Genomic DNA, 25465 nt, shown 5'->3' on the forward strand with positions numbered 1-25465 from the left:
TGAGGCGCCTTCAATGCGCCCCTTTCCTAGAAATTTTTTTGAGGCCGGAGAACGACGCGGAACGGCCGCCTTTGAAACATTCCCGATTCGCATCGCATGCCTCTTAATGCCGGTGCCCCCTAGCACATTGAGGACACTGACCTCTGGGCATGGACAACGCGATGTGCGCTAGCATCGGCAGGGAGATCACAGATGCTTGAGCAAAATGCGTCAAGCTGAAATTAGGCCCCAACTTAGGCCCGTCCCCAGAAGGGGAAAATTATCCAATAAAATCAAATGGAAGTGGTGGAGCCGAGGGCTTTCCGTGCCGGTGGTGGTGCTGCCCTTGGTCCGTGTCGGGGCTTTTGCGCTGGCGGGGACGATGCGTTGGGCTTTTCGGAGACGGGATTGAAACGGTTCTAGGCGTCGAAATGCGCGACCAGCGCATAGCGATCGCCGGGGTAGAGGGTGCGGGCGTAGGTGATGCGTTCCTCGCCGCGCCAGGTCCAGCGTTCGAGGGCTATGCAGGCGGCCTGTTCGGGGATGCGGAGGCTTTCCGCCGTCGCTTTGTCGGCATTGATGGCGGTGATGCGGTGTTCGGCTTCGGTCCAGGGGACATGGGCGAGCAGCCAGGAACCAGGCGGTTCGGCGCTGAAGTCCACAGCCGCCGCTGTGGGGACGGCGGCGAGGTTGATGAGGCGATGTTCGAGGGCATAGGGCAGGTCTTCCGCGAAATGGCGGCATTGGATGGCGAGCAGTTCGCCGTCCGCGATGCGGAGGAGGGCTTTGTCTTCTTCGCTAGCCTTGCGACGGTCGCAGTGGAGGAGGTCGAGCCGGTAGCTGAGGCCCTGCCCCAAGATTTCGGCGCGGATGTCGGGGATTTCCAGCGCGGCGCGGTGGAAGCGCGGGGCGGAGACGAAGGTGCCGGCGCGCTTGCGGCTTTCGAGCAGGCCCGATTGGACCAATGAGCGCAGCGCCTTGTTCACCGTCATGCGGGAACAGCCATAGGCGTCCATCCATTCCGCTTCGGTCGGGATGCGGTGGCCCGGGCGCCATTCGCCCGACATGATGCGGCTTTCGATGTCGATGCGGATGCGGCGGTGGAGCGGGGTCAATCGAGCAGGGCCTTGAGGAGTTGGGTGAAGCGCGTCTCTATGGCGGGGCGGGCATGGTGGAGGCCTGCGGTAACGCGCCTGACGCCGGCGCACCAGACGCTATCGATTTGGGCGCGGGCAAAGACCCAACTGTCGAACAGGCGGTCGCCGGAGCGGGCGGCGGTGGCGGACTGGCCGGGGCGGAGGGTCACGATGTCGGCGCGCGCGCCTGGGGTGAGGGTTGCGGGGGGATGGCCAAGGATATGGGCACCTTTTTGGGCATGATGGTAGAGGCTGGCGCCGGTGGATTGACCCGCCGCTGTGAGGAGGTTGCGGCCGTGGTGAGTCAGGCGCTGGCCATATTCGAGCAGGCGCAATTCGGCGGCGGCGTCGATTTCCACGTTGGAGTCGGAGCCTATGCCGATGCGGCCGCCTTGGGCGAGGAAAGCGTGGGCGGGGAAGAGGCCGTCGCCCAGATTGGCTTCGGTGATGGGACAGAGGCCGACGGTGGCGCCGCTTTTCGCGATGGCGGTGCGTTCGTGGTCGGTGACGTGGGTGGCGTGGACGAGGCACCAGCGTTGGTCGACAGGGGCGTGATCCATCAGCCATTCGACCGGGCGTTGGCCACTCCAGGCGAGGCAGGCTTCGACCTCGGTGCGCTGTTCCGCGATGTGGATGTGGATGGGGCCGTCTGGCGCCAGGGTGGTGATGGCGGCAAGTTCCTGCGGAGTGACGGCGCGCAGGCTGTGGGGGGCGACGCCCAGGGTCGCGTTTAGGGGTTGCAGGGCTTCCAGCAGGCGGGCGTAGCTGTCGGGGGTGTGGAGGAAGCGGCGTTGGCCTTCAGTTGGGGGAACGCCGCCGAAATTCGAGTGGGCGTAGAAGACCGGGAGCAGGGTCAGGGCGATGCCGGTGTCGCTGGCGGCTTGGGCAATGGCTTCGGCCATGGCGGCGGGGTTGGCGTAGGGGGTGCCGCTGGGGTCGTGGTGGAGATAGTGGAATTCCCCGACGCTGGTGAAGCCGCTTTCCAGCATTTCGGCATAGGCCAGGGCGGCGATGGCATGGAGGCCTTCGGGGTTCAGGCGGTCGACGAAGCGGTACATCGCCTCGCGCCAGGTCCAGAAGCTGTCGCCGCCCTCCCCTGCCCTTTCGGTGAGGCCAGCCATGGCGCGCTGGAAGGCGTGGCTGTGGACATTGGGGAGACCGGCGAAGGCGGGGCCGTGGCGTTCGTCGCCCGGTTCGGGGGGGATTCCGTGAACGATCCGGTCAATTGAACGGCCTTTCAGAATCATGCGGACGGCGGGGCGCCAGCCTTCGGGGAGGAGGGCTTGTTCGAACCAGAGCGCCATTTCGATTTCCCTCTCCAAAGGCATGGGTTTGGCCGGAAATGGCCATTTCCAGTCATTAGTTCTCCGTCACCCCGGGCTTGACCCGGGGTCCCGCTGCCTCGGGCTAGGCGCGGACGAGAGAAGAAAGCGGGACCCCGGGTCAAGCCCGGGGTGACGAAGGAGGAAATGTCCGCAATCCACCCGTTTCCATTTCCAATCTGAATCCTCGCGCGCTCTGGACAATGGTGACCTGCTCCATTTATGTATATACATTATTGAGTCGGTGCCAGTGGAAATGACGATGCGGCCTGCCTGCGACAGAATCTGGACACATGCTCGTCTTGCAACTTTGCGGGATGGGATGGGTGTCGTTGAAGGCGGCGCGGTGGGGGTGCGGGATGGGGTTATCACCTATGTCGGGCCGGATGAGCATGCGCCGGATGCGGTGGAGATGATCGATTGCGCGGGGCGATGGATCACGCCGGGGCTGATCGATTGCCATACGCATCTGGTGCATGGCGGGGATCGGGCGGCGGAGTTCGAGATGCGGCTGGCCGGGGCCAGCTATGAGGAGATTGCGCGGGCCGGGGGTGGGATCATCTCCACCATGCGGGCTACGCGGGAGGCGAACGAGGATGCGCTGGTCGAAAGCGCCCTGCCCCGGTTGGATGCGTTGATCGCGGAGGGCGTCACCAGCGTCGAGGTGAAGTCGGGTTATGGGCTGGACCTCGACAATGAGGTCAAGATGTTGCGGGCGGCCCGGCGGTTGGGGAGCGAGCGGGCCGTTTCCATCAAGACCAGCTTTCTGGGCGCGCATGCCTTGCCGCCGGAATGGGCCGGGGATGCGGACGGTTATATCGATCTTGTTTGCGGCATGTTGCCGGAGATTGCGCCGCTGGCCGACGCGGTGGATGGGTTTTGCGAGGGGATCGGCTTTTCCCCGGCGCAGATCGGGCGGCTGTTCGAGGCGGCGCGGCGGCTGGGGCTGCCGGTGAAATTGCATGCGGAGCAATTGTCGAACCTGCATGGGGCGGAGCTGGCGGCGCGGCATGGGGCGCTTTCCGCCGATCATCTGGAGCATCTGGATGCTGCGGGCGTGGCGGCCATGGCGCGGGCGGGAACCGTCGCGGTGCTGCTGCCGGGGGCCTTTTACTTCATGCGCGACACGCGGGTGCCGCCGGTTGAAGCTTTGCGGCGGGCGGGGGTGCCCATGGCGATCGCCACCGACTGCAATCCGGGGACTGCGCCGCTGACGTCGCTGCTGCTGGCGATGAATATGGGGGCGACCTTGTTCCGGCTGACGGTCGAAGAGTGCCTGGCCGGGGTGACGCGGGAGGCGGCCCGGGCGCTGGGAATGCTGGAGCGGGTCGGGACTTTGGAGGTCGGCAAGTGGTGCGACCTCGCCGTCTGGGACATCGAGCGGCCTGCCGAACTGGTGTATCGCATGGGGTATAACCCGCTCCATGCGCGTGTGTGGAGAGGACGATGAAGCTGATTCCGGGCGAGGTTTCGCTGGGGCAATGGCGGGCGATTTACGAGGGTGCGGCGGTGGTCCTGGACCCGGCCTCTGCCCCCCGCATCGCGGCGGGGGCGGCGGCGGTCGAGCGGATATTGGCGCGGCATGAACCGGTTTACGGGATCAATACCGGGTTCGGGAAGCTGGCGAGCGTCAAGATTGGCGATGACGATCTGGCGGTGCTTCAGCGCAATATCGTGCTGAGCCATGCGGCGGGGACCGGCGCCCCCTCCCCCGTGCCGGTGGTGCGGCTGATGATGGCGTTGAAGCTGGCGAGTCTGGCGCAGGGGGCTTCGGGCATTCGGCCGGGGACGGTGGCTTTGCTGGAGGCGATGTTGGCGCGGGGCCTGGTTCCCGTTGTTCCGGCGCAGGGATCAGTGGGGGCGAGCGGGGATCTGGCTCCGTTGGCGCATATGACCGCCGCGATGATCGGGGTTGGGGAGATTTGGGTTTCGGGCGAACGGGTGCCTGCCCTTGAGGCACTGGCGCGGGCGAGGTTGGGGCCGGTGGAACTGGGGCCGAAAGAGGGGCTGGCGCTGCTCAACGGGACGCAATTTTCGACGGCGAATGCCTTGGCCGGGTTGTTCGGAGCGGACCGGTTGTTTCGGACCGCGCTGGTGACGGGGGCGCTGTCGACCGAGGCGGCCAAGGGGACCGACGCGCCCTTCGATCCGCGCATTCATCGCCTGCGGCGGCATGCGGGGCAGATGGCTGTGGGTGAGGCTCTGGCTGCGTTGATGGCGGGGTCGGCCATAAGGGCTTCGCATCGGGCGGACGATCCGCGCGTGCAGGACCCTTATTGCCTGCGTTGCCAGCCGCAGGTGATGGGCGCGGCGCTGGACGTGATGCGGTCGGCCGGGGCGATGCTGGAGACGGAGGCCAATGGGGTTTCCGACAATCCCTTGATCTTTGCCGAGACGGATGAAGCGCTTTCGGGCGGGAATTTCCATGCGGAGCCGGTGGCTTTCGCGGCGGACATGATCGCCATGGCGGTCTGCGAGATCGGCTCGATTGCCGAGCGGCGGATCGCGATGCTGGTCGATCCGGCCTTGTCGGGACTGCCCGCCTTTTTGACGCCCCGGCCGGGGTTGAACAGCGGGTTCATGATTCCGCAGGTGACGGCGGCGGCCTTGGTGTCCGAAAACAAGCAGCGGGCCTTTCCGGCGAGCGTGGATAGCATTCCGACTTCGGCCAATCAGGAGGATCATGTGTCGATGGCGGCGCATGGGGCGCGGCGATTGGCGGAGATGGTGGCGAATGCGGAAGCCGTGATCGGCATCGAATATCTGGCGGCTGCGCAGGGGTGCGATTTTCATGCGCCCTTGGCCTCTTCCCAGGCGTTGGAGGCTGTGCGGGGAAGGCTGCGCGCGCAGGTGCCGCATCTGGAGGAGGACCGGCATTTCCATGCCGATATGGAGATCGCCAATCGGCTGGTGCGGTCCGGCGTGGTGATGGAGGCGGCAGGGCTGGCTCTGCCGGGTGTGCTGTGATGGACTGGCTGAACGTGGTTTCGGGTGAGGCGCCGTTGGTGGTGGCCCTGCCGCATGCGGGGACCGATCTGGTGGATGTGGAAGGGGCGTTTCGCTCGCCGGAGCTGGCGCGGCGGGATGCGGACTGGTGGGTGGACTGGCTTTACGGCTTTGCGCGGGATTTGGGGGCTACGCTGGTGCGGACGGGGGTGTCGCGCAGCGTTGTCGATGTGAATCGCGATCCGTCTGGGGCTTCGCTTTATCCGGGGATGGCGACGACGGCATTATGTCCGACGACGACCTTTGACGGGGAGCCGCTTTATCCGGCGGAAGGGCCGGATGAGGCGGAGATCGGGCGGCGGGTCGAGCGGTGGTTCGTGCCCTATCATGCGGCGCTGGCGGGGGAGATTGCGCGGCTGCGGGTGCGGCATGAGCGGGTGGTGCTGTATGACGCGCATTCGATCCGGAGCCGGGTAGCTCGGCTGTTCGAGGGGGAATTGCCGGTTTTCAATATCGGGACTTTTGGCGGGGTGAGCTGTTCGCCGGTGCTGGCGGCGGGGGTGCAGGAGATTTGCGCCGCGAGCGGGTGGAGCCATGTGCTGAACGGGCGCTTCAAGGGCGGGTGGACGACGCGCAGCTATGGCGAGCCGGGCAAGGGCGTGCATGCGGTGCAGATGGAATTGGCGATGCGGGGGTATCTGGATGAGGCGAGCGTAACGGATGAGGGGCATTGGCCGCCGGTTTTCGAGGATGATTTTGCCGCGCCTATGGTGGCGGTGCTGAGGAATGTTTTGGGGTCCTGCATCCGGTTTGCTGAGGGTGGCGGGTAACGCGCACCGTGTTCCTGCGAAGGCAGGAACCCAGTTCAGACGGCGGGACTGGGCTCCTGCCTTCGCAGGAGCACGTCGCTTAATATTCGTAAGGAAGTTTGATGACTCGTATCGACAATAGCCGCATCATTCGACCTGCTACCGGCTCGCAATTGAGCGCCAAGAGTTGGTTGACCGAGGCTCCCCTGCGCATGCTGATGAACAATCTGCATCCCGATGTGGCGGAGCGGCCGGAGGAGCTGGTCGTCTATGGGGGGATCGGGCGGGCAGCGCGGGATTGGGAGAGTTATGACCGGATCGTCGAGACGCTGAGACGGCTGGAGGACGACCAGACGCTGCTGGTGCAGTCGGGGAAGCCGGTGGGGGTGTTCCGGACGCATGGGGATGCGCCGCGGGTGTTGATCGCCAATTCGAACCTGGTGCCGCATTGGGCGAATTGGGAGCATTTCAATGAGCTCGATCGGCGCGGGCTGGCCATGTATGGGCAGATGACGGCGGGGTCGTGGATTTATATCGGCACGCAGGGGATCGTGCAGGGGACTTATGAGACTTTCGTCGAGATGGGGCGGCAGCATCATGGGGGCGATCTTTCGGGCAAGTGGCTGCTGACGGCCGGGCTGGGCGGCATGGGGGGCGCGCAGCCCTTGGCGGCGGTGATGGCGGGGGCTTCTTGTCTGGCGGTGGAGTGTCAGCCGAGCCGGATCGAGATGCGGTTGCGGACGGGCTATCTGGATGTGGCGGCTTCCTCGATTGAGGAGGCTTTGGGGATTATCGGAGAGAGTTGCCGGGAGAAGAAGCCGGTTTCGGTGGGGCTATTGGGCAATGCGGCGGAGATTTTGCCGGAATTGTTTCGGCGGGGGGTGCGGCCTGATCTGTTGACCGACCAGACCAGCGCGCATGATCCGGTGAATGGCTATCTGCCCATTGGGTGGAGCGTGGCCGAGTGGATCGAGCGGCAGGAGCGAGAGCCTGAAGTCGTAGCCAAGGCGGCGCGGGCGAGCATGGCGGTGCATGTGCGGGCGATGCTGGACTTTCAGGCGGCGGGGGTGCCGACGACCGATTATGGCAATAATATCCGGCAGATGGCGAAGGATGAGGGGGTCGAAAATGCCTTCGATTTTCCGGGGTTCGTGCCGGCCTATATCCGGCCTCTATTCTGCCGGGGGGTTGGGCCGTTTCGATGGGCCGCGCTGTCGGGCGATCCGGAGGATATTGTTCGGACCGACGCCAAGGTGAAGGAGTTGCTGCCCGACGATGCGCATCTGCATCGGTGGCTGGATATGGCGCGGGAGCGGATACGCTTTCAGGGGTTGCCGGCGCGGATTTGCTGGGTGGGACTGGGGGATCGGCATCGGTTGGGGTTGGCTTTCAACGAGATGGTGGCCAAGGGCGAGTTGAAGGCGCCGGTGGTGATTGGGCGGGATCATCTGGATTCGGGGTCGGTCGCTTCGCCCAATCGGGAGACGGAGGCGATGATGGACGGGTCGGATGCGGTGAGCGACTGGCCTTTGTTGAATGCCTTGTTGAATACGGCTTCGGGGGCGACCTGGGTGTCGCTGCATCATGGGGGTGGCGTGGGCATGGGCTATTCGCAGCATGCAGGGATGGTGATCGTCGCGGACGGAACCGAGGCGGCGGCGAAGCGCCTGGAACGGGTGTTGTGGAACGATCCGGCGACGGGCGTGATGCGGCATGCGGATGCGGGGTATGAGATTGCCCGGGATTGCGCGCGGGAGAAAGGGTTGGACTTGCCGGGGATTTTGGGATGAAGTTGTTTCAGATTTTCGGGTAAGGTGACGATCCTGTTTCATGACGCCATGGGATCGGCGCGAAATTGAAACCCGTTTTCCGTCCCGGCGTGCGATAAGGCCTTCCCATGGCACATGCGGAACTGACACTTCCTGAAGGCGCGGCTGCGGACTGGACGGTTCCGCAGGACTGGGCGGCTTATACGGCTGACGAACATGCGATGTGGGACCGGCTGTTCGAGCGGCAGGCGGCGATGCTGCCGGGGCGGGTCGTGCCGGAATTTCTGGATGGGCTGGATATTTTGCGGATGACGAAGCCGGGGATTCCCGACTTTGCAGAGCTGTCCGAGCGGTTGATGAAGCGCACCGGCTGGCAGGTGGTGGCGGTGCCGGGGCTGGTGCCGGACCGGGTGTTTTTCGAGCATCTCGCCAATCGGCGCTTCGTGGCGGGGCGGTTCATCCGCAAGCCCGCGCAGATCGATTATCTGCAGGAGCCGGACATTTTTCATGATGTGTTCGGGCATGTGCCCTTGCTGACCCATCCTGCCTTTGCGGACTATATGCAGGCCTATGGCGAGGGTGGGTTGCGCGCCGACCATATGGGGGCGATCGATCATCTGGCGCGGCTTTACTGGTATACGGTGGAGTTCGGGCTGATGCGGCGGGATGGCGACTTGCGGCTTTATGGGGCGGGAATCGTTTCGTCCTTTGGAGAGTCCGTGTTCGCGCTGGACGATGCCTCGCCCAACCGGATCGGTTTCGATCTGAAGCGGTTGATGCGGACCGAATATCGGATCGACGACTATCAGCAGAGCTATTTCGTCATCGACAGTTTCGAGGATCTTTTGCGCAAGACTTCCGACGTGGACTTTGGGCCTATCTATCGGGAATTGGAAGGGGCGAGCGATCTGGCGCCCGATGCGGTGCTGGCGGAGGATCGCGTCTATCATCGCGGGACGCAGGACTATGCGCGGGCGAAGATGGCATGCTGACGCGGGAACTGGCGGCGGAGCGCGGGTTCTTCGGCGGACTGGCGGTGCAGCCGGCCGATGGGCTGCTGGGGCTGATCGGACTGTATCGGGCGGATGCGCGGCCGGGGAAGATGGACCTGGGCGTCGGCGTTTTTCGCGACGATGCCGGGCGGACGCCGGTGATGCGGGCGGTGAAGGCGGCTGAGGCGGCGCTGCTGCGGGATCAGGAGACGAAATCCTATCTGGGTGCTGAAGGCGATGTCCGCTTTGTCGCGTTGCTGGCGGAGGTGGCCTTTGGGACGGATGCGGACCGACTGGTCGGTGTGCAGACGCCTGGTGGGACTGGGGCGCTGCGGCTGGGTGCGGAGCTGATCGCGCGCAGCCGGCCGGGCGCGGCCGTGTGGATCGGGGCGCCGACATGGCCCAATCATGCGCCGATCTTCCGGGATGCGGGGTTGAGGATCGAAACGCATCGCTTTTTCGATGTGGCGGGTGCGGCGATCGATTTCGATGGGATGATCGAGGATTTGCGCGAGGCGCGGGCGGGCGACGTGCTGTTGCTGCATGGCTGCTGCCATAATCCGACGGGGGCTGGCTTTAGCGGCGCGCAGTGGCGCGAGATTGGGCGGCTTTGCGAGAGCCGGGGTTTGTTGCCGTTCGTCGACCTGGCCTATCAGGGGTTGGGGGATGGGCTGGATGCCGATGCGGCGGCGATGCGCGGATTGCGGGCGCGCTGCCGGAGGCGGTGATCGCCTATAGTTGCGACAAGAAATTTCGGGCTGTACCGGGAGCGTGTTGGGGCGCTGTGGGTGCAGTCGGAGGCGAGCGAGCTGGTGCGGGGCACTGTGCTGGCGTTGGCGCGGTCGATCTGGTCGATGCCGCCCGATCATGGCGCGGGGGGTGCGGACGGTGCTGGACGATGCGGCTTTGCGCGCCGATTGGGTGGCGGAGCTGGATGCGATGCGGGCGCGGATCAATGGGCTGCGTTCGGCAGGCGGCGGGCCATGAGCGGCTAGCGGCCATAGGCGACCAGCGGGGGATGTTCGCACTCTTGCCGCTGGGGCCAGATGCGGTGGAAGCATTGCGGCGGGATCGGGGATTTACATGGCAGGCAATGGCCGCATCAACATCGCGGGGCTGACGCTGGACACTATTCCTGCCTTTGTCGCGGGCATTGAACCCTATCTTTCATAATCGAGAGGATTGCCTTCATGGCTGACATCATCAATCCGCTGGGCCTGAACGGGTTCGAGTTCGTCGAATTCACCTCGCCCGATCCCGAAGCCATGGGGCGGCAGTTCGAACAACTGGGCTTTGTGCCGTCGCATCGGCATCCGACCAAGAATATCACCCGCTACAGGCAGGGGCGCATCAACCTGATGCTGAACCGCGACGATGCCGGGCGGGTGGCGGCTTTCCGGGGCGAGCATGGGCCGTCCGCGAGCGCCATGGCCTTTCGCGTGGCCGATCCGGAAGCGGCGATGCAATGGGCGCTGGAGCATGGCGCCAAGCCGACCGATGAGGACGATACCGTGATCCAGGGAATTGGCGGCTCCTATCTCTATTTTATCAAGGATGGGGAAGACCTCTACGCCGACTGGGCAGAGTTTGCCGGGTGGCGGGAGGCCGAGGCGGCGAACAATGTCGGTCTCGATCTGCTCGACCATTTGACGCATAATGTGCGGCGCGGGCAGATGCGGGTGTGGAGCCAGTTTTATCGCACGCTGTTTGGGTTCGAGGAGCAGAAATATTTCGACATCAAGGGGCAGGCGACCGGGCTGTTCAGTCAGGCGATGATCGCGCCGGACAAGGCCATTCGCATTCCGCTTAATGAGAGTCAGGACGACAAGAGCCAGATCGAGGAATTCATCCGCCAATATCATGGCGAGGGGATTCAGCATCTGGCGCTGACCACCGCCAATATCTACGAGACGGTGGAGAAGTTGCGGGCACGTGGCGTCAGGTTGCAGGATACGATCGAGACTTATTATGAGCTGGTCGACAAGCGCGTGCCGGGGCATGGCGAGGATTTGGAGCGGTTGCGGAAGAACCGGATATTGATCGACGGGTCGGTGGAGAATGACGAGGGGATTTTGCTCCAGATCTTCACTGAGAATATGTTTGGGCCGATCTTCTTCGAGATTATTCAGCGCAAGGGGAATGAGGGCTTTGGGAATGGGAATTTCCAGGCCTTGTTCGAGAGTATCGAGCTGGATCAGATACGGCGTGGGGTGATTTCGGTAGATGCTTGAGGAGGCGAACTCCCCGGTTTAATTTGCGTCATGCTCCTGCGACCCGAAGGGCGGCGTAAGCCAATGCAGGAGCCTCGTTCAGACGTCGGAACTGGGCTCCTGCCTACGCAGGAGCACGGTGGATTGTGGGGCAATCGGAACCATTTCGGATCAATCACGGCTGCTTTTGCGTAACAGACGGACGCAAAATCCCGGCGGCCCCATACGCAAAGCGCGCTTTTCGCGACGTGCCCGCACTCCATGACTTTGCACCGTTCCGGTTGCTTCTTTCATGCCCTGACAATCGCCCAAAGGCTATGAATTCCCCCGGTTGAAGCATTTTGCGTTCACGCAATATGCTCATGGGGGAAAGCAATGCGTTTGGGTTTGAGGGCCAGGCTGACGATCGCCATCGGGCTGACCGCCGCTTCGGCTTTTCTGGTGCTGGGCGTCAGGGAATTGCGGAAGGCTTCCGCCGCGACGGTGCAGGGCCGGGACGCGCCCGCCCGGGTGGCCGCGCCGGTTGCGTTGCTGGTGCAGGCGGCGCGGGCGATCAGGACCGGGGAGACGATCAGCGCCGCCATGATCCGCAATGGGGCGGGCGATCCGGCGCGCTTTCCTTATGCCGCGACCTCCGCCGAAGTGGTGGGGAAGGTCGCCACGCGGGAGATTCCGGCCGGGGCGCTCATCGCCCGCGACGCGGTGGGGATGGAGAGCAAGCTCGCCATTCGCGTACCCATGGGGATGCGCGCCATCAGCATCGACACGACGGCGGAGATTGCCGTGGCCGGGCTGGTCCGGCCGGGTGACCGCGTGGATGTGCAGGTGGTCTATCCGGGGGCGGACGCCATCAGCGGGGCGCGGGGAGCCGGGCGCAGCCGGGCGCAGGCGCTGTTGCAGATGGTGCAGATTTTGGCCGTTGGTGAAGTGGTGGTGGGGACGCAGCAGGCGTCCGGGGTAGAGGGGGCGCTGGCCTCCCCTCCCCCGCCTGCGCGGACGGTGACGCTGGCCTTGACGCCGGAGCAGGTGTCGACGCTGTCGCTGGCGAAAAGCACGGGCGCGTTGACGCTGTCGCTACGCAATCCGGCGGATAGCGCGCAGGTGGCGGTGGCTGTTGCGGCTTCGGCCGGGGTGGAACCAAGCACAGTTCCAGCCTTGCCGCGGGTGACGACCACGCCTGCGCCGCATGCCGCGCCCCGTCCTGCGCCCCATGCCATCGAACTGGTCGTGGGGGACCGGCGCGAAACCATCTATTCGGGGAGTGCCGGCCGTTGAGAAGCCTGTCGACCATTGCTTTGATCGCGCTTGCCCTGCCCGTGGGCGCTCGGGCGCAAACGGCGTTGCACGTGAAGGAGCAGCGCACCCTTTCCTACCCCCGCGCCATTGGGCGGGTCGAGGTGGATCGGGAGGGGGTGCTGGCCGTCGCCGCGCCTTCGGCCCGGTCGCTGCGGCTGACGGCGATTGGCGAGGGGGAGGCGACCGTCAGCGTCTATGGCGGCGATGGCGGGTTGATTGCGCGGGAGCCGGTGCGCGTGGGGGCCGATGCGGCGGCCAGCGCGCCGGTCGTTCGGGCGGGCGAGCAGGTGGTGGCGGTGGATGTGCAGTTCGCCGCCGTGTCCGCGACGACGCTCAAAGCTTTGGGGTTCAATTTTTCCAAGTTGTCCGGCGATATTCAGGGGGCGATCGTCTCGCCCAGCAGTCTGGGGAGCGCTGCCTTCAATCCCGATGGGCTGTCGCTGGAGGCGAGCGCGCCGATTCAGAATGCGTTCAATCTGTTCCTCTCCGCGCCCAATCGGGGAATTGGGGCGGTGTTGAGCGCGCTGTCCTCCAACGGGTTGTCGCAACTATTGGCGCAGCCGACTTTGCTGGTGCGGTCCGGCGAGCAGGCGAGTTTCCTGGCCGGGGGCGAGTTTCCGGTGCCGGTGCCGCAGGTTTCGGGGTCCGGCAATAGTTTGTCCATCCAGTATAAGGAATTCGGGGTGCGGTTGTCGGTGACGCCCTTCGTGTTGTCGAAGGATCATATCGTGCTGAAGATCGCGCCGGAGGTCAGCGAACTCGACTATAATAATGGCGTGCAGTTGCAAGGCTATGTCGTGCCGGGGCTACGGCGGCGGTCGGCGGAGACGACCGTGGAGCTGGGCAGCGGGCAGAGCTTCGTGATTGCGGGGCTGAGCTATTCCAGCCAGACGGTGACGAAGGAGCGCACCCCCTTTCTGGGCGATATTCCGGTGCTGGGCGCCTTCTTCAAGCGGCAGCAGAACCAGAAGGAGAAGCAGGAGCTGGTCATCGTCGCCACGCCCCGGCTGGTGGGGCCGGTAAAGGCGGAGGAGATGCCGCCCTTGCCCGGCGCGGCGACGGCGGGGATCGATACGGGGATAGGCGACATGATTTTGGGCACAGACGGGCTGGATCAGTCGAGCGCGCCCTTTGGCGTGGTGCGGCGGTAAGCATGGCTGCGATATTCCTGTTGTCCGTCGACCGGATGCTGGCGCAGCGGATCGAGGAGGCGATGAGCGGGCGGGCTTCGGTCGCGCTGGTGCAGTCGATCGAGCGGGAGGAGCTGGCGGGGCCTTGTCTGATCGTGATCGACCGGGCGGCGATTCCGCCGGAGCGGGCTTTGTCCGCCGCGATTGGGGCTGTGGTGGAGAGTGCGGGCGGGCGACCCGTGGTGCTGGCGACCGAGGAGATGGAGGCGGAGCCATTGTTGCGCGCCATCCGCGCTGGGGTGGACGATGTCATCCCGCGTGACGGAGAGGCGGGGGAGATTGGCGCCGTGCTGGCGCGGTTGCTGAAAGAGGCGGCGACGGATCGCGGGGATCGGGGGCGGCTGACGGTGCTGCTCGGGGCGGATCGGGATGCCTGCGCGATGGTTGCGACCGATATGGCGATTGCGGGCGGGCCCAGTTCAACCCGGAATTCGGCCTTGCTGATCGACTGCACTTTGCCGACCAGCGGGGCGGCGACCTATCTGGATTTGAACGTCGATTATGGGCTGGCTTCGGCGGTGGCGGACATGGAGCGGCTGGACGCCAGCCTGCTCGCCAGCACGGCGGCGCGGCATGGGCCGAGCGGACTGATGCTGCTGACCTTCGACGGCGGGACCGGGGTGGAGCCGGCGGGGCTGACGCCCGGCGATCTGGCGGCGCTGATCCGGCTGCTGCGGGGCTGTTGCGGCGATGTGGTGCTGAATGCGGGGAGCCTGCGCCATGGCGGGCTGCTGCGCGAGGTGGTGGCGGAGGCGGATCGGGTGGAGCTGCTCTGCGGCCAGTCGATCCGGGAGATTGAGGCGTGCCGCCGGTTGCTGGGCCGGATCGGGGCGGAGCGCGAGCGGGTCGAGGCGATGCGGCTGCTGGTGTGGGATCATCTGCCGGGCGTGCTGCTGGACGGGCGGCGGATGGCCGATGCGCTGGGGGTCGGGTCTGTGCTGGCGCTGCCGGTCGACCGGGCGCGGATGCGCAATGCGCTGAATGCGGGACGGCCGATGGCGATGGAGGCGGATGGCGGGGGCTATATGGCGGCGATCCGGCGGGCTTGCGGGGTGGCCGCGAAGGCGGGCGGGATCGATCGGTTGCGGCGGGCGATGCTGAAGGTCGTGGAGCGGGCGTCGTGAGTTTGCTGACTGGGGAAGAGGGCTTCGTGCCTGCGCGGGAGGTGCGGATCGCGCCGGTCGCCCAGCCTGCGGCGCAGCGGATGAGCGACAGCTATCAGTTCGCCAAGGCGCAGACCTGCGCGCAGTTGATCGAGCAGTTGGAGGCTCGCGGGGAGACAGCGGAGACTTTGGGGCCGCGGGCGCTGCGCGAGGAGATTGAGCAGGTGATCGCCGCCCGCAGCCGGCGCGGGCAACTGGCGCTGAACAGCGCGGAGCGGCTGCTGCTGATCGAGGATGTGGAGGATGAGGTGGCGGGCATGGGGCCGCTGGCGCCGTTGCTGCGCGATGCTTCGGTGGACGACATCATCGTCAATGGGCCGGGGCATATCTATGCCGAGCGCGGGGGTCTGCTGGAGAAGGTGGAGACGCGGTTTCGCGACGACGCGCATCTGATGAACATCATCCAGCGGATCGTGGGGCCGATCGGGCGGCGGGTGGATGAGGCCAGTCCTTATGTCGATGCACGGCTGGCGGACGGGTCGCGGGTGAATATCGTGATACCGCCGGTGGCTCTGGACGGCCCGACGCTCTCGATCCGCAAGTTCCGGTTACAGAGCATGACGATCGAGGACTGTGTTGCAGGCCAGGTGATGAGCGCGGACATGGCGGCTTATCTGAGCGCGGCGGTGCGGTCTCGGCTGAATATATTGATCTGCGGTGGGACGGGGGCGGGCAAGACGACTTTGCTCAACATGCTGTCGACCTTCATCGGGGATCGCGAGCGGCTGATCACCATCGAGGACGCGGCGGAGCTGCAATTGCGGCAGAACCATGTGGTGCGGCTGGAGACGCGGCCGCCTACGGTGGACGGCAGCCGCGAGGTGAGTTCGCGCGAATTGGTGCGCAATGCGCTGCGGATGCGGCCGGACCGGATCATATTGGGCGAGGTGCGCGGCGTGGAGGCCGTGGAGATGTTGCAGGCCATGTCGACCGGACATGACGGGTCGATGGCCACGTTGCACGGCAATAGCCCGAGGGACGCCTTTGCGCGGCTGGAGATGCTGCTGGGCTTTGCCGGGGTGCAGAGCGACGTGCGGGCGATCCGGCGCTTCATCGCCAACAGCGTGCATGTGGTGGTGCAGTTGCAGCGGCTGTCCAACGGCAGCCGGCGGGTGATGTCGGTCAGCGAGGTGACGGGGCTGGAGGGGGATGCCTATTCGCTGAACGAGCTGTTCGTCTTTGAGGAGCAGCCTGCGCTGTCGGGGCTGGGGGAATTTCGCACTTTGTCGTTGCGGCCGTTCTTTGCGGGACGGCTGCGGGATTATCGGGGCCGGCGGCCGTGTTGAGCGGGGCGGCCTTTCTTATGCTCTCGCTGCTGATCGTGGCGGGGATCGGCTGGCAGTTGCTGGCGGAGCAGGCGCGGCAGCGAGCGGTGATCGACCGGCGGCTGGGGTTCGCTTCGGCGGCGGTGGCGCCGCGGCGGGTGGTGCTGTCGGCGCCGGATGCCGTCGCGCCCTTGCTGGCGCAGGCGCAGATCGAGGTGACGGCACGGGCGGCAGGGATTTTCGGCGGCGCGCTGGTGCTGGCGGCGCTGGTTGCGCTGCTGGCGGCGGGGCCGGTGGCGGCTTTGGCGGTGGTCGCGGGCGTGCCCCTGGCGCTGCTGGGCTGGGTCAGGCGGCGGGCGCAGCGGCGGGTCGAGGCGCTGATCGAGGCGCTGCCCTATTATATCGACGCCGTGCGGCAGATGCAGGCGGTCGGCAATTCGCTGGTGCAGGCGCTGGATCGGGCGCTGGGCGATGCGCCCGCCATCGTGCAGGATTTCATCGCGCCGATGGCGCGGCGGCTGGAACTGGGCGCGCCGGTGGCGGATGCGATGCAGATGCTGGCGGAGCGGCTGCGCGTTCCTGAAATATCGATGCTGGCCGCCGCGATCCGCACCAATATGCGTTATGGCGGGTCGATTTCGGCGGTGCTGCTGAACCTGGCCAACATCCTGCGCGAGCGGATTCGCATCAAGCGCGAGCTGAAGGCCGCCATTTCCGAAGCCAGGATCAGCGGGCGGGTGCTGATCGTCATGCCGCTGGTGGCGATGACGCTGCTGGTGGCGATGAACCCCAGCTATATCGACTTTTTCGCGAACGATCCGCGGGGGCACAGGCTGGCGGTCGTGGCCGTCGCACTGCAAGGGATGGGCATGCTGGTGATGCGGCGGGTGATGAGGCTCGCCTTCTGATGGCCGCGCTGCTCCTTTTCTGCGCCGCCCTGGGGGTGGCCTGCGCTTTTGCCGGGGCGCGGATGTGGCTGGCCGACCGGCAATTGGCGGCGCGGCTGGGCATGGCCGGGGATCGGCCCGCGCTGCGCCTGCCGGGAGTCTTGGCGGCGCGGGGGCGGGACAAGTCGGAGATTGCGGGCAAGCTGATGCTGGCCGGCTTTCAGAATGCGCGAGCGGCGGACTGGTTCGTGTGGGCGCGGCTGGCGGCGACCGGCGGCGCGGCGCTGGCGGCGATGACGGTGTCGCGGCTGGCCTGGGGCGGTTTCCTGGCGCAGCCTCTGCTGATCGTGATCGTCGCCGGGCTGACCTATGTCGGGGCCAAGCAGGCGATCCATCTGCTGGCGGCGCGGCGGGCGCAGGCGATCATGGCGGAATTTCCCTTCCTGCTGGACCTGATGCTGATGATGCTGGAGAGCGGCATTTCGCTCGACCAATGTTTTCGCTCGATTGCGCGGGACGAGGCCATCGCCGTGCCGCATCATGCGCGGCTGATCGCGATGCTGGTGGCCGATCTCGACCGGGGGATGCGATACGAACTGGCGCTGGACCGCTGGGCGGCGCGGGTGGCGGTGAACGGCGCGCAGGAACTGGCCGCTTTGTTCCGGCAGGCGCTGTTCCAGGGCGTCGAGCTGGCCCCTGCCCTGCGCGAATTCGTGCGGGAATTCACCCAGCGGCGCGTCATGCGCGCCCGCGAGGCGATGGGCGGCATCACCGTGCGGATGGTGGTGCTGATGATCCTGTTCTTCATGCCCGCGCTGTTCGTGGTGCTGGGCGGGCCGCCGGTGGTGGCGATCTTCGATACTTTGCGGGGGATTTCGCAATGAGGCTGTTGATGCTGGCGGCGTTGCTGATGACGGCCGCGCCTGCGCGCGCGGAGGAAGCGCCGGATACGCGCGGCCTGTATCTGCAACTCATCCGCCAGGCGCGGACCGATGGACGGCCCAGGGCGGCGCTGGCCTATCTCGACGATTTCGAGCGGCGCTATCCCGGCGATGCCGAGGCGCGGCTGCTGCGGGTCAACAGCCTGATCGACCTCCAGCAGATCGACGCGGCGGAGGCGGTCGCGCTGCCGGACGAGACGGCGGACGGCGGCGTCAGCGCGGTGCGCGGGCATTTGCTGGCGGCACGGGGGCGCTGGGCGGAGGCGGCGGCCTTTTACGAGCAGGCGAGCCGCGCCAGCCCGGCCGATCCGCTGCTGCGCAATGCGCTGGGCTATGCCTTACTGCGCGCCGGGCAGGCCGGGGCAGCGATCGAGGCGTTGCGCGGCGCGAGCGACCTGGCGCCGGCCATGACGGTCATTCGCAACAATCTGCTGCTGGCGCTGATGGTCGCCGGGCGCGGCCCGGAGGCCGAGGCGCGGTTGCGCGGGACCGATGGGACATTGCGGCGGAAGCTGGCGGCAGAGGCTGCCCGGATCGGAAAGGGAGGCTGAGCGATGATCGCGCTGTTGGTGATGCTGGATTCCCCGCCCCCGCTGCCGCTGGAGAGCGAGGCGCGGCGGGTGATCGAGTGGCAGTTGAAGGCGCCGCCCCGGGAGGAGGCGGAGCTGTCGGCGGAGGAGGCTGCGCGGGTTCGAAGGCTTTATCTGGAATCCATTGGTCGGCGGGTCGAGCGAGCTGTGGATGCGGCGCGATGAGGATAGAATGCGCCACCTCCGTTCGTATCGAGCGAAGTCGAGATACGGATGCGCATAGCGCTTCTCGACTTCGCTCGAAGCGAACGGGATTGGGGCGCCTCTGGCGCGACCGGTCGGCCGCTGTGGCGCCGATGGTGGCGGCGCTGGGCGCGGTGTTGATCGGAGCGGCGGGGTTCGCGCTGGATGCGGGGCTTTATTATGTGAGCGAGCGCAATCTGCGCGCAGCGACCGATGCCGCCGCGCTGGCCGCCGCCATGAATCCGGCGCAGGCGACGGCGCGGGCGCGGGACAGCCTGGCCCGCAACGGCTATGATCCGGCCATTCTCCGTTCGGTCGAGCTGGGGCGCTATTGCGCCGATGCGGGGCTTGGCGCCGCGCAGCGGTTCGATGCCAGCATGGCGCTTTGTCCGGGCAACGGCCGGGTCAACGCCGTGCGCATCCGGACCGGAAAAGCGGCGCGGCAGTTTCTGATGCGGGTGCTGGGCCCCGCCAATCCGCTGCCCGACCTCAGCGCCAGCGCCACCGCGACGCGCATCGACGAGGCGGGCGTGGGCATCACATCCGGCATCCTGACCGTGACCAACGCGCTGGTGAACAGCGTCAACGACCTGCTGGGCGCGTTGCTGGGGATCAAGCTCCACCTCTCCACCGCCGATGTCGAGGCGTTGATGGCCAGCAATGTCGATGCGGGGCTGTTCTTCGACGCGCTGGCGCAGCGGGTCGGGGAAAGCGGCACCTATGCCGCGCTCACCGCCCGGACGGTGGGGTTGCAGGATCTGCTTTATGCCGCCGCCAGCGCCGCCGACAATGGCGCGACCGCCGCCGCGCTGACCACGCTCGCCGGGCAGGTCGGCAATGGCTATGCCGTGCCGCTGAAGGGGCTGTTCGGCCTGGGCGTATGGAAGAACATGCCGGTGGGCGGCGCGAACGGGAAACCGGCGCTGCGGGCCGGGATCAACGCCTATCAGCTTTTTTCCTACGCGGTGCAGGCGGGGAGCGGCAAGGTCGACCTGTCCAACGCCATCGGCACGGTCGCGCCGGGCAGCAGCGTGCTGCTGGCCGCCATGGCGAGCGGACCGATGGACCGGCCGCGCTTTTCCTTTGGCCCGGCGGGGGAGACCAGCGTCGCGACGTCCGCATTGCGGCTGCAACTGGACGTCGGCATCAAGAATGTTACCCTGCTGGGCGTTCCGATCCTGTCGGTCAATCTGCCGGTGACGATCGACATCGCGGCGGCGCAGGGCCAGGTGAGCGCCATCGACTGCCCCGACACGGCCGAACAGGCGCGGGACATGCGCGTCACGGTGCAGGCCAGCACTGGCCTCGTCAACGCCTATGTCGGCGCGCTGCCCGCCGGCGCGATGACTCTGCCGATGCCCGCTTTGTCCGCCGCCGAGGTGCAGCCGGTCCGGATCGTCAACGCGCTGGGCGTCGTCGCCGTGGACGGCCGCGCCGTGGCGCAGCCGGTGATGGGCAATAGCGGCGCGCTGGTCTTCGGCCCCGGCGGACAGGGCACGGTCGGCCGTCCGGGATCGCCCGGCGCGCCCGCCAGCATCGGCAATGGATCGCAGGTCGGACCGCTGCTGACGTCGCTGGTCGGCAACCTCGGCGGATCGGACGGATTGCAGGTGACGTTGCTCGGCACCTGCCTGCCGATCGTCTGCGACGCGACCAAGGCGCTCGCCCGGTCGCAATTGTTGAGCGGCGTCGTCAATCCGCTGGCGGCGCTGGTCGGCACCACCATCGATCCGCTGGTCACCAATCTGCTCGGCGCGCTGGGCATCCAACTTGGCCATGCGACGCTCTGGGCGACCGGGGCGCGGTGCGGCGTGCCGGTGCTGGTGTGAGGTCCGGCGGCGGGCGGGCCCCCTCCCCCGCTCGCCGCCGGTCATTCCGTGGAGGGACCAAGGAGAAGTGGGATGAACAAGTTTCTGGGATCGTTGATCGCGAAATTGGCGCGGGATGAAAAAGGGCTGACCGCCGTGGAATATGCCGTGCTGGGCGCGGTGGTGGTGGCGGCAATCGTCGCGGTGGGGACCAATTTCCGGACGCAGCTCGGCGCCGCCTTCACGACGATGTTCAACAGCATTCCATCAAGCTGATGTGGAGCCGGGTGCGCCGCCTGCCGGCATGCGACAGGGGGCTGGCGGCGCTGGAATTCGCGCTGCTGGCGCCTGCGCTGCTGATGCTGGTCTTCGCGATCGTGCTTTATTCCTTTTACTTCGCCGCGCTGATGGGCGTGCGCCATGCCGCCGTGGAGGGTGCGCGGGCCGCCGTGGCGGGGCTTTCCACCGCCGAGCGCACGGCATTGGCGCAAAGCCGGGCGCGGGCGGTGGTCGACGGTTACGGCACGCTGCTGGCGGCGGGCGGCGGGCCGGTGATTACGGCCGGCCCCGATGCGACCGGCACGTTCCGGGTGCAGGTGCGTTATTCTCTGAGCGGCAGTCCGATGATGCGCTATGCCGCGTTCGTGCCCATGCCGTCTCCGACGGTCAGCGCCAGCGTCATCGTCACCAACGGAAGCTATTGACCCTGCCCGAGCCGCCTGGGGTCGGTCACCAGGCCGGTTTCAGTGATATAGGCCGTGACCAGAGCGGCGGGCGTGATGTCGAAAGCGGGATTGACGGCGGGCGACGCGGTGATGCCGATCCGCGCTGGGACGCCATGTTCGCCGGGGCCGGTCATGAACCGTATCTCATCGGCGGCGCGCTCCTCGATCGGCACGCTCGCCCCGTCCGGCGTTGCCGGATCGTAAGTGCTGGACGGCAGGGCGACGTAGAAGGGGATGCCATGCGCGCTGGCGGCCAGCGCCTTCAAATAAGTGCCGATCTTGTTGCAGACATCGCCATTGGCGGTGACCCGGTCGGTGCCGACGATCACCATGTCCACCTGACCCTGCTGCATCAGCAGGCCGCCCGCATTGTCAACGATCAGGCTGTGCGGGACGCCATGGCCTGCCAGTTCGAAGGCGGTCAGCGCGCCCTGGTTGCGGGGCCGGGTCTCGTCGACCCAGATATGCACGGCGATGCCCTCGTCATGGGCGAGGTAGAGGGGCGCGGTCGCCGTGCCCCAATCGACTGTGGCGAGCCATCCGGCGTTGCAATGGGTCAGGATGTTGACCGGCTTTCCTCCTTTGCGCGACGCGATCTCCCGGATGAGGGGCAGGCCGGTTTCCCCGATCGCGCGGTTCGCGGCGACATCCTCGTCACAGAGGCGAGCGGCTTCGACATAGGCGATCGCGGTCCTTCGCTCGGGCGGCTGTCCCGCGACCGCCTCTCGCACTTTCTCCAGCGCCCAGCGCAGGTTGACCGCTGTCGGACGCGCCGAGGCGAGATGGGAGAAATGGCGTTCCAGCGATGCCGTGCCGGGGTCTTTCCGCAGCGCCAGCGCCAGGCCGTAGGCGGCGACGGCGCCGATCAGCGGCGCACCGCGCGTGGCCATGTCGGCAATGGCGTGAAAGGCATCCTCCGGCGTCCGCAGCACCAGCCGCTCCAGCGCCCAGGGCAGGCGCCGCTGGTCGAAAATGCCGACGCTCCAGCCGTCCGGCTCCAGCCAGATGGAGCGCGTCGCCTGCCCCTCCAGCCTCATGCCGGCGCCAGTTGCTGGCCGATCGCCCGCGACACGGCGGCGATGCCGGGAAAGGACGGGCGATCCACCAGCAGCGCCCGCGCCATGCACAGCGCCCGGCGCTCGCAACCGGCGCGCAGGGCTTCGTCCGCGATGCTTTCGAAATCCGCCACATGGGCGAGGCCCAATATGCGGCGGATCATCTCGCAACCGGCAAAGCCCAGCGCGTCGGCCCAGATGGCGTCGAGCCGCTCCCGGATCGCCGCTTCGCGCAGACCGGGGTCAGCCTTCGCCAGAGCGTGGAGCGCGCCATGTTCCACTTGCGGGTCGAGGGCGCGCCAATGTCCGGCGAAGCGGGACGCGAAACCGTCCCACAGCACCTCCGCCTGATCCAGCAGCCAGGGGTCCGGCCGTTCCGCCGGACGCTGGCCGGGCTGGGCCAGATGGGCCATCCACAGATTGGCGAGGATCATGCCCACGTCGAAGCCGATCGGGCCGTAAAAGGCGAATTCCGGGTCGATCACCTGCGTGTCGCCTGCCGTCACCATCACCGATCCGGTGTGGAGATCGCCATGCAGCAGCGCTTCGGGAGCGGCGAGGAAGCGCGCCTTCATCCGCTGCGCGGCCAGGCGGAGCGGCACGTCCGACCGAAAGGCGGCGACCACATCCTCCAGGCCCGGCGTATGGCGGTTCATCGGCGCGTCGAAATAGGGCTCGTCGAAGATCAGATCCTCTGTGATGCGGCACATGGCGGTGTTGCCGAGATAGGCGGCGATGCGCGCCTTCTTCTCCGCCACCGGCACCGCCAGGTCCGAAGTGAAGAACAGCGTATCGGCCAGGAATTCCGCCAGATGCTCTGCCAGCAGCGGATAGCGTTCCCCGTCGACCAGCGCGCCGCGCAACGTGCGATGCGGGCTGAGCAAGGCCATCACCGTCAGGGCCATGACGTCGTCATGATGGATCAGCGCGGGCACGCGGGCGGGCGCATGGGCGGCCTGATCGGCCAAAGCGAGCCGCTCATAATAGGCCCGCGACAGGGGCAGCGGCCAGCTTTCGCCCACCATGCGGACATAGGGCAGCGCCTGCTTGGCGGCGACGCCGCCGTCCGGTCCCGTGACCAGGAAGACGAGATTGAGATTGCCGTCCCCGACCTCCCGCACGGTCCAGCCGTCCGGCGCGCCGCCGAGCAGCGCGGCGACGGCGGGGACGGTGGCCAGAAACGGGGCGACGCTGCGTTCGTCCAAGGCGACGTAGCTCATGGGCGATCCTCCTCCCATTCAATGGCGTCGAAGCTGGCAACGGCGGGAAAGGCGTCATCCCCTGGCGCCGCACCCCGCGCCAGCAGGATCACGGCCAGACCCGCTTCCCGCGCCGCGGCCAGTTCCTCCGGCGTGTCGGAGAGGAACAATATCCCGGCGGGCGGGCGGTCCAGCGCAGCGGCGATGGCGCGGTAGGATCGCGCTTCCCGCTTGCCGCCGATCGCCGTGTCGAAATAGCCCGCGAACAGCGGCGTCAGGTCGCCATGATCGCTATGCCCGAACAGCAGCTTTTGCGCTGCCACAGAGCCAGAGGAATAGACGTAGAGCGCAACGCCCGCATCGTGCCAGCGGCGCAAGGCCACCGCCGCGTCGGCATGGACATGGCCGGTGAAATGCCCCTGCGCATAGCCCTCCGCCCAGATCAGGCCCTGCAATTGCTTGAGCGGGCCGATCTTGCGGTCGGCATCATGCCATTGCAGCAGCAGATCGACGCAGGCCCGGTCGTCCAGTTCCGCCCCCGCTTCGGCCCGCACCGCGTCGAGGATCGGCGCGGCCTCCGCCGGATGGTCAGCGACGAAGGCCGCCAGCCGGGCGCGGGAATAAGGGAACAGCACGTCATGGACGAAGGCGATGCTGGACGTCGTGCCCTCTATGTCGGTGACGATTGCGGCGGGACGGTTCGGCCGCTTCATGCCGCCCCCTGATAGAGCGGGATGGCGCGCGCGATCTCGTCGCCGGTGAAGCGGGCGACCCAGCCTTCGGGCGTAGTGAACAGGCGGATGGCGGTGAAGCAGGGGTGCTCGCCCATGTCGAACCAGTGCGTCGTGCCCGCAGGCAGGACGATCAGGTCGCCGGCGGTGCAGAGCAGCGCATGGACCACGCCGCCAGAGCGGATGTAGAACAGGCCCGCGCCCTCGACGAAGAAGCGGACCTCGTCATCGTCATGGACATGTTCGGCCAGGAATTTGGCGCGCATGTCCTCCCGCTGGGGATGGTCCAGGGTCATCCTGATGACGTCGCACGACTGATAACCGCCCCGCGCCTTCAGCCGGTCGATGTCGGCGGCATAGACCTGCATGATGTCGCCGTCCGTGGCGTCGGGCGCCAGCGCCGCGCTGGCTTCCCAGCGCTCCAGCCGCACGCCCGTGGGCTCCAGCAGGGCCGCGATCGTCGCATGATCGCGCCATTGCCCCCGCGCTTCGTGCGGCGGCGTGTCGTCATATTGGGTCAAGGCGGTCATCGGGCCACTCCGTTCAGCTTCCATTCTTCCCAGGCGCAGGCGAGCAGAAATTCGCATCCCTCGACCATCGCCTCGGCCGCCTCCAGCGTGGCGCCCCAGGCATAAAGGCCGTGGCCGCGAATGTAGAAAGCGGAGATCGGCGGGTCCTGCCCTTCCAATATCGGCCTGAGCTGGGCGGCCAGCGCCGGCATGTCCTGGCTATTGTCCACCAGCGGCAGGGTGACGCTGGCCTCATGGGTCGCGACGCCCGGAAAGATCTTGAGCAGCTCATAACCGGCCAGCGTGATCCCGTCCCGTCCTGCCAGCGCGCGGCTGAGCACCGTTCCGGCGACGGAATGGGTGTGCAGCACCGCCCCCGCGCCCGGATCGACCGCGTAGACAAGGCAGTGCAGCAGGGTTTCGGCGGAGGATTGGCCCGGATCGATCGCCGCGCCGTCCGGCGCGACGCGCATGAACTGCGCTGGCGTCAGCCGCCCCTTATGCGCGCCCGACCGGGTGATGAGGATGGCCCCGTCCGCGAGCCGGACGGAATAATTGCCCGCCGTCGCGGGCGCAAGCCCGCGCGCGTCGAGACGGCGGCCGGCTTCCGCGAGCGCATGCGCTAAAGAAGGCAGATCAGACATGGCAGCGGACATATCCAACAATGGAGAAAACCGCGAGTCACCACGGCACCAGTCATCCTTGTCGGACGTCCCGGCTGGATAAGGGCGTTCGATGATCCTTTGATGACAAGGGATCG

At 66.8% G+C, this 25465-nt stretch carries 25 protein-coding genes; 18 read left to right on the forward strand and 7 right to left on the reverse strand.

The features are described from left to right. Positions 1 to 398: 398 nt before the first annotated feature. Together hutC and HUK72_RS19725 are read right to left on the reverse strand one after the other, a co-directional pair. Positions 399 to 1094, reverse strand: a complete 696-nt coding sequence (gene hutC / locus HUK72_RS19720) for a histidine utilization repressor (protein ID WP_176598307.1) — start codon at positions 1092 to 1094, stop codon at positions 399 to 401. Beyond that, a complete protein-coding gene (locus tag HUK72_RS19725; RefSeq protein ID WP_255325878.1) occupies positions 1091 to 2443 on the reverse strand; it encodes a formimidoylglutamate deiminase in 1353 nt (450 codons plus the stop codon). Before HUK72_RS19725 ends, hutC begins: the two co-directional genes overlap by 4 nt. Positions 2444 to 2699: 256 nt before the next feature. Between HUK72_RS19725 and hutI the strand changes: the two genes are divergently transcribed. The 18 genes from hutI (at position 2700) to HUK72_RS19815 (ending at position 21190) form a co-directional block, all read left to right on the forward strand. Beyond that, on the forward strand, positions 2700 to 3887 hold the full coding sequence (gene hutI / locus HUK72_RS19730) for an imidazolonepropionase (RefSeq protein WP_176598309.1): 1188 nt from the start codon (positions 2700 to 2702) through the stop codon (positions 3885 to 3887). After that, entirely contained in the window at positions 3884 to 5404 is a 1521-nt protein-coding gene (gene hutH / locus HUK72_RS19735) for a histidine ammonia-lyase (RefSeq protein ID WP_176598310.1), read from the forward strand. The genes hutI and hutH overlap by 4 nt, the downstream gene beginning before the upstream one ends. Beyond that, positions 5401 to 6213 (forward strand): N-formylglutamate deformylase, encoded by an 813-nt coding sequence (gene hutG, locus HUK72_RS19740; protein WP_176598311.1) that lies wholly within the window; start codon positions 5401 to 5403, stop codon positions 6211 to 6213. The genes hutH and hutG overlap by 4 nt, the downstream gene beginning before the upstream one ends. A gap of 101 nt (positions 6214 to 6314) precedes the next feature. Then, positions 6315 to 7982 carry a urocanate hydratase gene (gene hutU, locus HUK72_RS19745; protein WP_176598312.1) on the forward strand — a complete coding sequence of 556 codons (1668 nt, stop codon included), beginning with the start codon at positions 6315 to 6317 and terminating at the stop codon, positions 7980 to 7982. A gap of 107 nt (positions 7983 to 8089) precedes the next feature. Continuing rightward, positions 8090 to 8953, forward strand: coding sequence for a phenylalanine 4-monooxygenase (gene phhA, locus HUK72_RS19750; protein ID WP_176598313.1), 864 nt, complete (start codon positions 8090 to 8092; stop codon positions 8951 to 8953). Next, a complete protein-coding gene (locus HUK72_RS27665) occupies positions 8947 to 9681 on the forward strand; it encodes an aminotransferase class I/II-fold pyridoxal phosphate-dependent enzyme (RefSeq protein WP_369806020.1) in 735 nt (244 codons plus the stop codon). The genes phhA and HUK72_RS27665 overlap by 7 nt, the downstream gene beginning before the upstream one ends. A gap of 462 nt (positions 9682 to 10143) precedes the next feature. Continuing rightward, positions 10144 to 11184, forward strand: coding sequence for a 4-hydroxyphenylpyruvate dioxygenase (gene hppD / locus HUK72_RS19760; protein ID WP_176598314.1), 1041 nt, complete (start codon positions 10144 to 10146; stop codon positions 11182 to 11184). Between the two features lie 354 nt (positions 11185 to 11538). Beyond that, positions 11539 to 12438, forward strand: coding sequence for a Flp pilus assembly protein CpaB (gene cpaB, locus HUK72_RS19765; protein WP_176598315.1), 900 nt, complete (start codon positions 11539 to 11541; stop codon positions 12436 to 12438). 14 nt (positions 12439 to 12452) lie between these two features. After that, positions 12453 to 13610 carry a pilus assembly protein N-terminal domain-containing protein gene (locus HUK72_RS19770; protein ID WP_176598888.1) on the forward strand — a complete coding sequence of 386 codons (1158 nt, stop codon included), beginning with the start codon at positions 12453 to 12455 and terminating at the stop codon, positions 13608 to 13610. Positions 13611 to 13612: 2 nt separating this feature from the next. Continuing rightward, on the forward strand, positions 13613 to 14773 hold the full coding sequence (locus HUK72_RS19775) for a histidine kinase (protein ID WP_176598316.1): 1161 nt from the start codon (positions 13613 to 13615) through the stop codon (positions 14771 to 14773). After that, a complete protein-coding gene (locus HUK72_RS19780) occupies positions 14770 to 16098 on the forward strand; it encodes a CpaF family protein (protein ID WP_176598317.1) in 1329 nt (442 codons plus the stop codon). The genes HUK72_RS19775 and HUK72_RS19780 overlap by 4 nt, the downstream gene beginning before the upstream one ends. A gap of 17 nt (positions 16099 to 16115) precedes the next feature. Beyond that, on the forward strand, positions 16116 to 16985 hold the full coding sequence (locus HUK72_RS19785; protein WP_218036182.1) for a type II secretion system F family protein: 870 nt from the start codon (positions 16116 to 16118) through the stop codon (positions 16983 to 16985). Further along, complete coding sequence (locus HUK72_RS19790; protein WP_176598319.1) at positions 16985 to 17848, forward strand: type II secretion system F family protein; 864 nt, start codon at positions 16985 to 16987, stop codon at positions 17846 to 17848. Before HUK72_RS19785 ends, HUK72_RS19790 begins: the two co-directional genes overlap by 1 nt. Further along, positions 17845 to 18456, forward strand: a complete 612-nt coding sequence (locus tag HUK72_RS19795; protein ID WP_255325879.1) for a tetratricopeptide repeat protein — start codon at positions 17845 to 17847, stop codon at positions 18454 to 18456. The genes HUK72_RS19790 and HUK72_RS19795 overlap by 4 nt, the downstream gene beginning before the upstream one ends. Before the next feature lie 3 nt (positions 18457 to 18459). After that, positions 18460 to 18660 (forward strand): hypothetical protein, encoded by a 201-nt coding sequence (locus HUK72_RS19800; RefSeq protein WP_176598320.1) that lies wholly within the window; start codon positions 18460 to 18462, stop codon positions 18658 to 18660. A gap of 89 nt (positions 18661 to 18749) precedes the next feature. Next, the gene (locus HUK72_RS19805; protein WP_255325880.1) at positions 18750 to 20507 is read left to right on the forward strand and encodes a TadG family pilus assembly protein; all 1758 of its coding nucleotides are present in this window, start codon (positions 18750 to 18752) and stop codon (positions 20505 to 20507) included. A gap of 72 nt (positions 20508 to 20579) precedes the next feature. After that, positions 20580 to 20762, forward strand: coding sequence for a Flp family type IVb pilin (locus HUK72_RS19810; protein ID WP_066562160.1), 183 nt, complete (start codon positions 20580 to 20582; stop codon positions 20760 to 20762). Further along, on the forward strand, positions 20762 to 21190 hold the full coding sequence (locus tag HUK72_RS19815) for a TadE/TadG family type IV pilus assembly protein (protein ID WP_176598322.1): 429 nt from the start codon (positions 20762 to 20764) through the stop codon (positions 21188 to 21190). Before HUK72_RS19810 ends, HUK72_RS19815 begins: the two co-directional genes overlap by 1 nt. Here HUK72_RS19815 and mtnA read toward each other — a convergent pair. From mtnA to HUK72_RS19840, 5 genes are read right to left on the reverse strand one after another with little or no spacing between them, the layout of a single operon-like run. Continuing rightward, a complete protein-coding gene (mtnA, locus tag HUK72_RS19820; protein WP_176598323.1) occupies positions 21184 to 22248 on the reverse strand; it encodes an S-methyl-5-thioribose-1-phosphate isomerase in 1065 nt (354 codons plus the stop codon). The genes HUK72_RS19815 and mtnA overlap by 7 nt on opposite strands. Then, positions 22245 to 23486, reverse strand: coding sequence for an S-methyl-5-thioribose kinase (gene mtnK / locus HUK72_RS19825; protein ID WP_176598324.1), 1242 nt, complete (start codon positions 23484 to 23486; stop codon positions 22245 to 22247). The genes mtnA and mtnK overlap by 4 nt, the downstream gene beginning before the upstream one ends. Next, positions 23483 to 24178: an acireductone synthase gene (mtnC, locus tag HUK72_RS19830; protein ID WP_176598325.1), complete on the reverse strand. Its 696-nt coding sequence runs from the start codon at positions 24176 to 24178 to the stop codon at positions 23483 to 23485. The genes mtnK and mtnC overlap by 4 nt, the downstream gene beginning before the upstream one ends. Beyond that, entirely contained in the window at positions 24175 to 24726 is a 552-nt protein-coding gene (locus HUK72_RS19835) for an acireductone dioxygenase (protein WP_176598326.1), read from the reverse strand. Before HUK72_RS19835 ends, mtnC begins: the two co-directional genes overlap by 4 nt. Continuing rightward, complete coding sequence (locus tag HUK72_RS19840) at positions 24723 to 25349, reverse strand: methylthioribulose 1-phosphate dehydratase (RefSeq protein WP_176598327.1); 627 nt, start codon at positions 25347 to 25349, stop codon at positions 24723 to 24725. Before HUK72_RS19840 ends, HUK72_RS19835 begins: the two co-directional genes overlap by 4 nt. Positions 25350 to 25465 lie beyond the last annotated feature (116 nt).

Origin of the sequence: Sphingobium sp. 15-1, from assembly GCF_013375535.1 — a bacterium.
Lineage (GTDB): Bacteria > Pseudomonadota > Alphaproteobacteria > Sphingomonadales > Sphingomonadaceae > Sphingobium > Sphingobium aromaticivastans.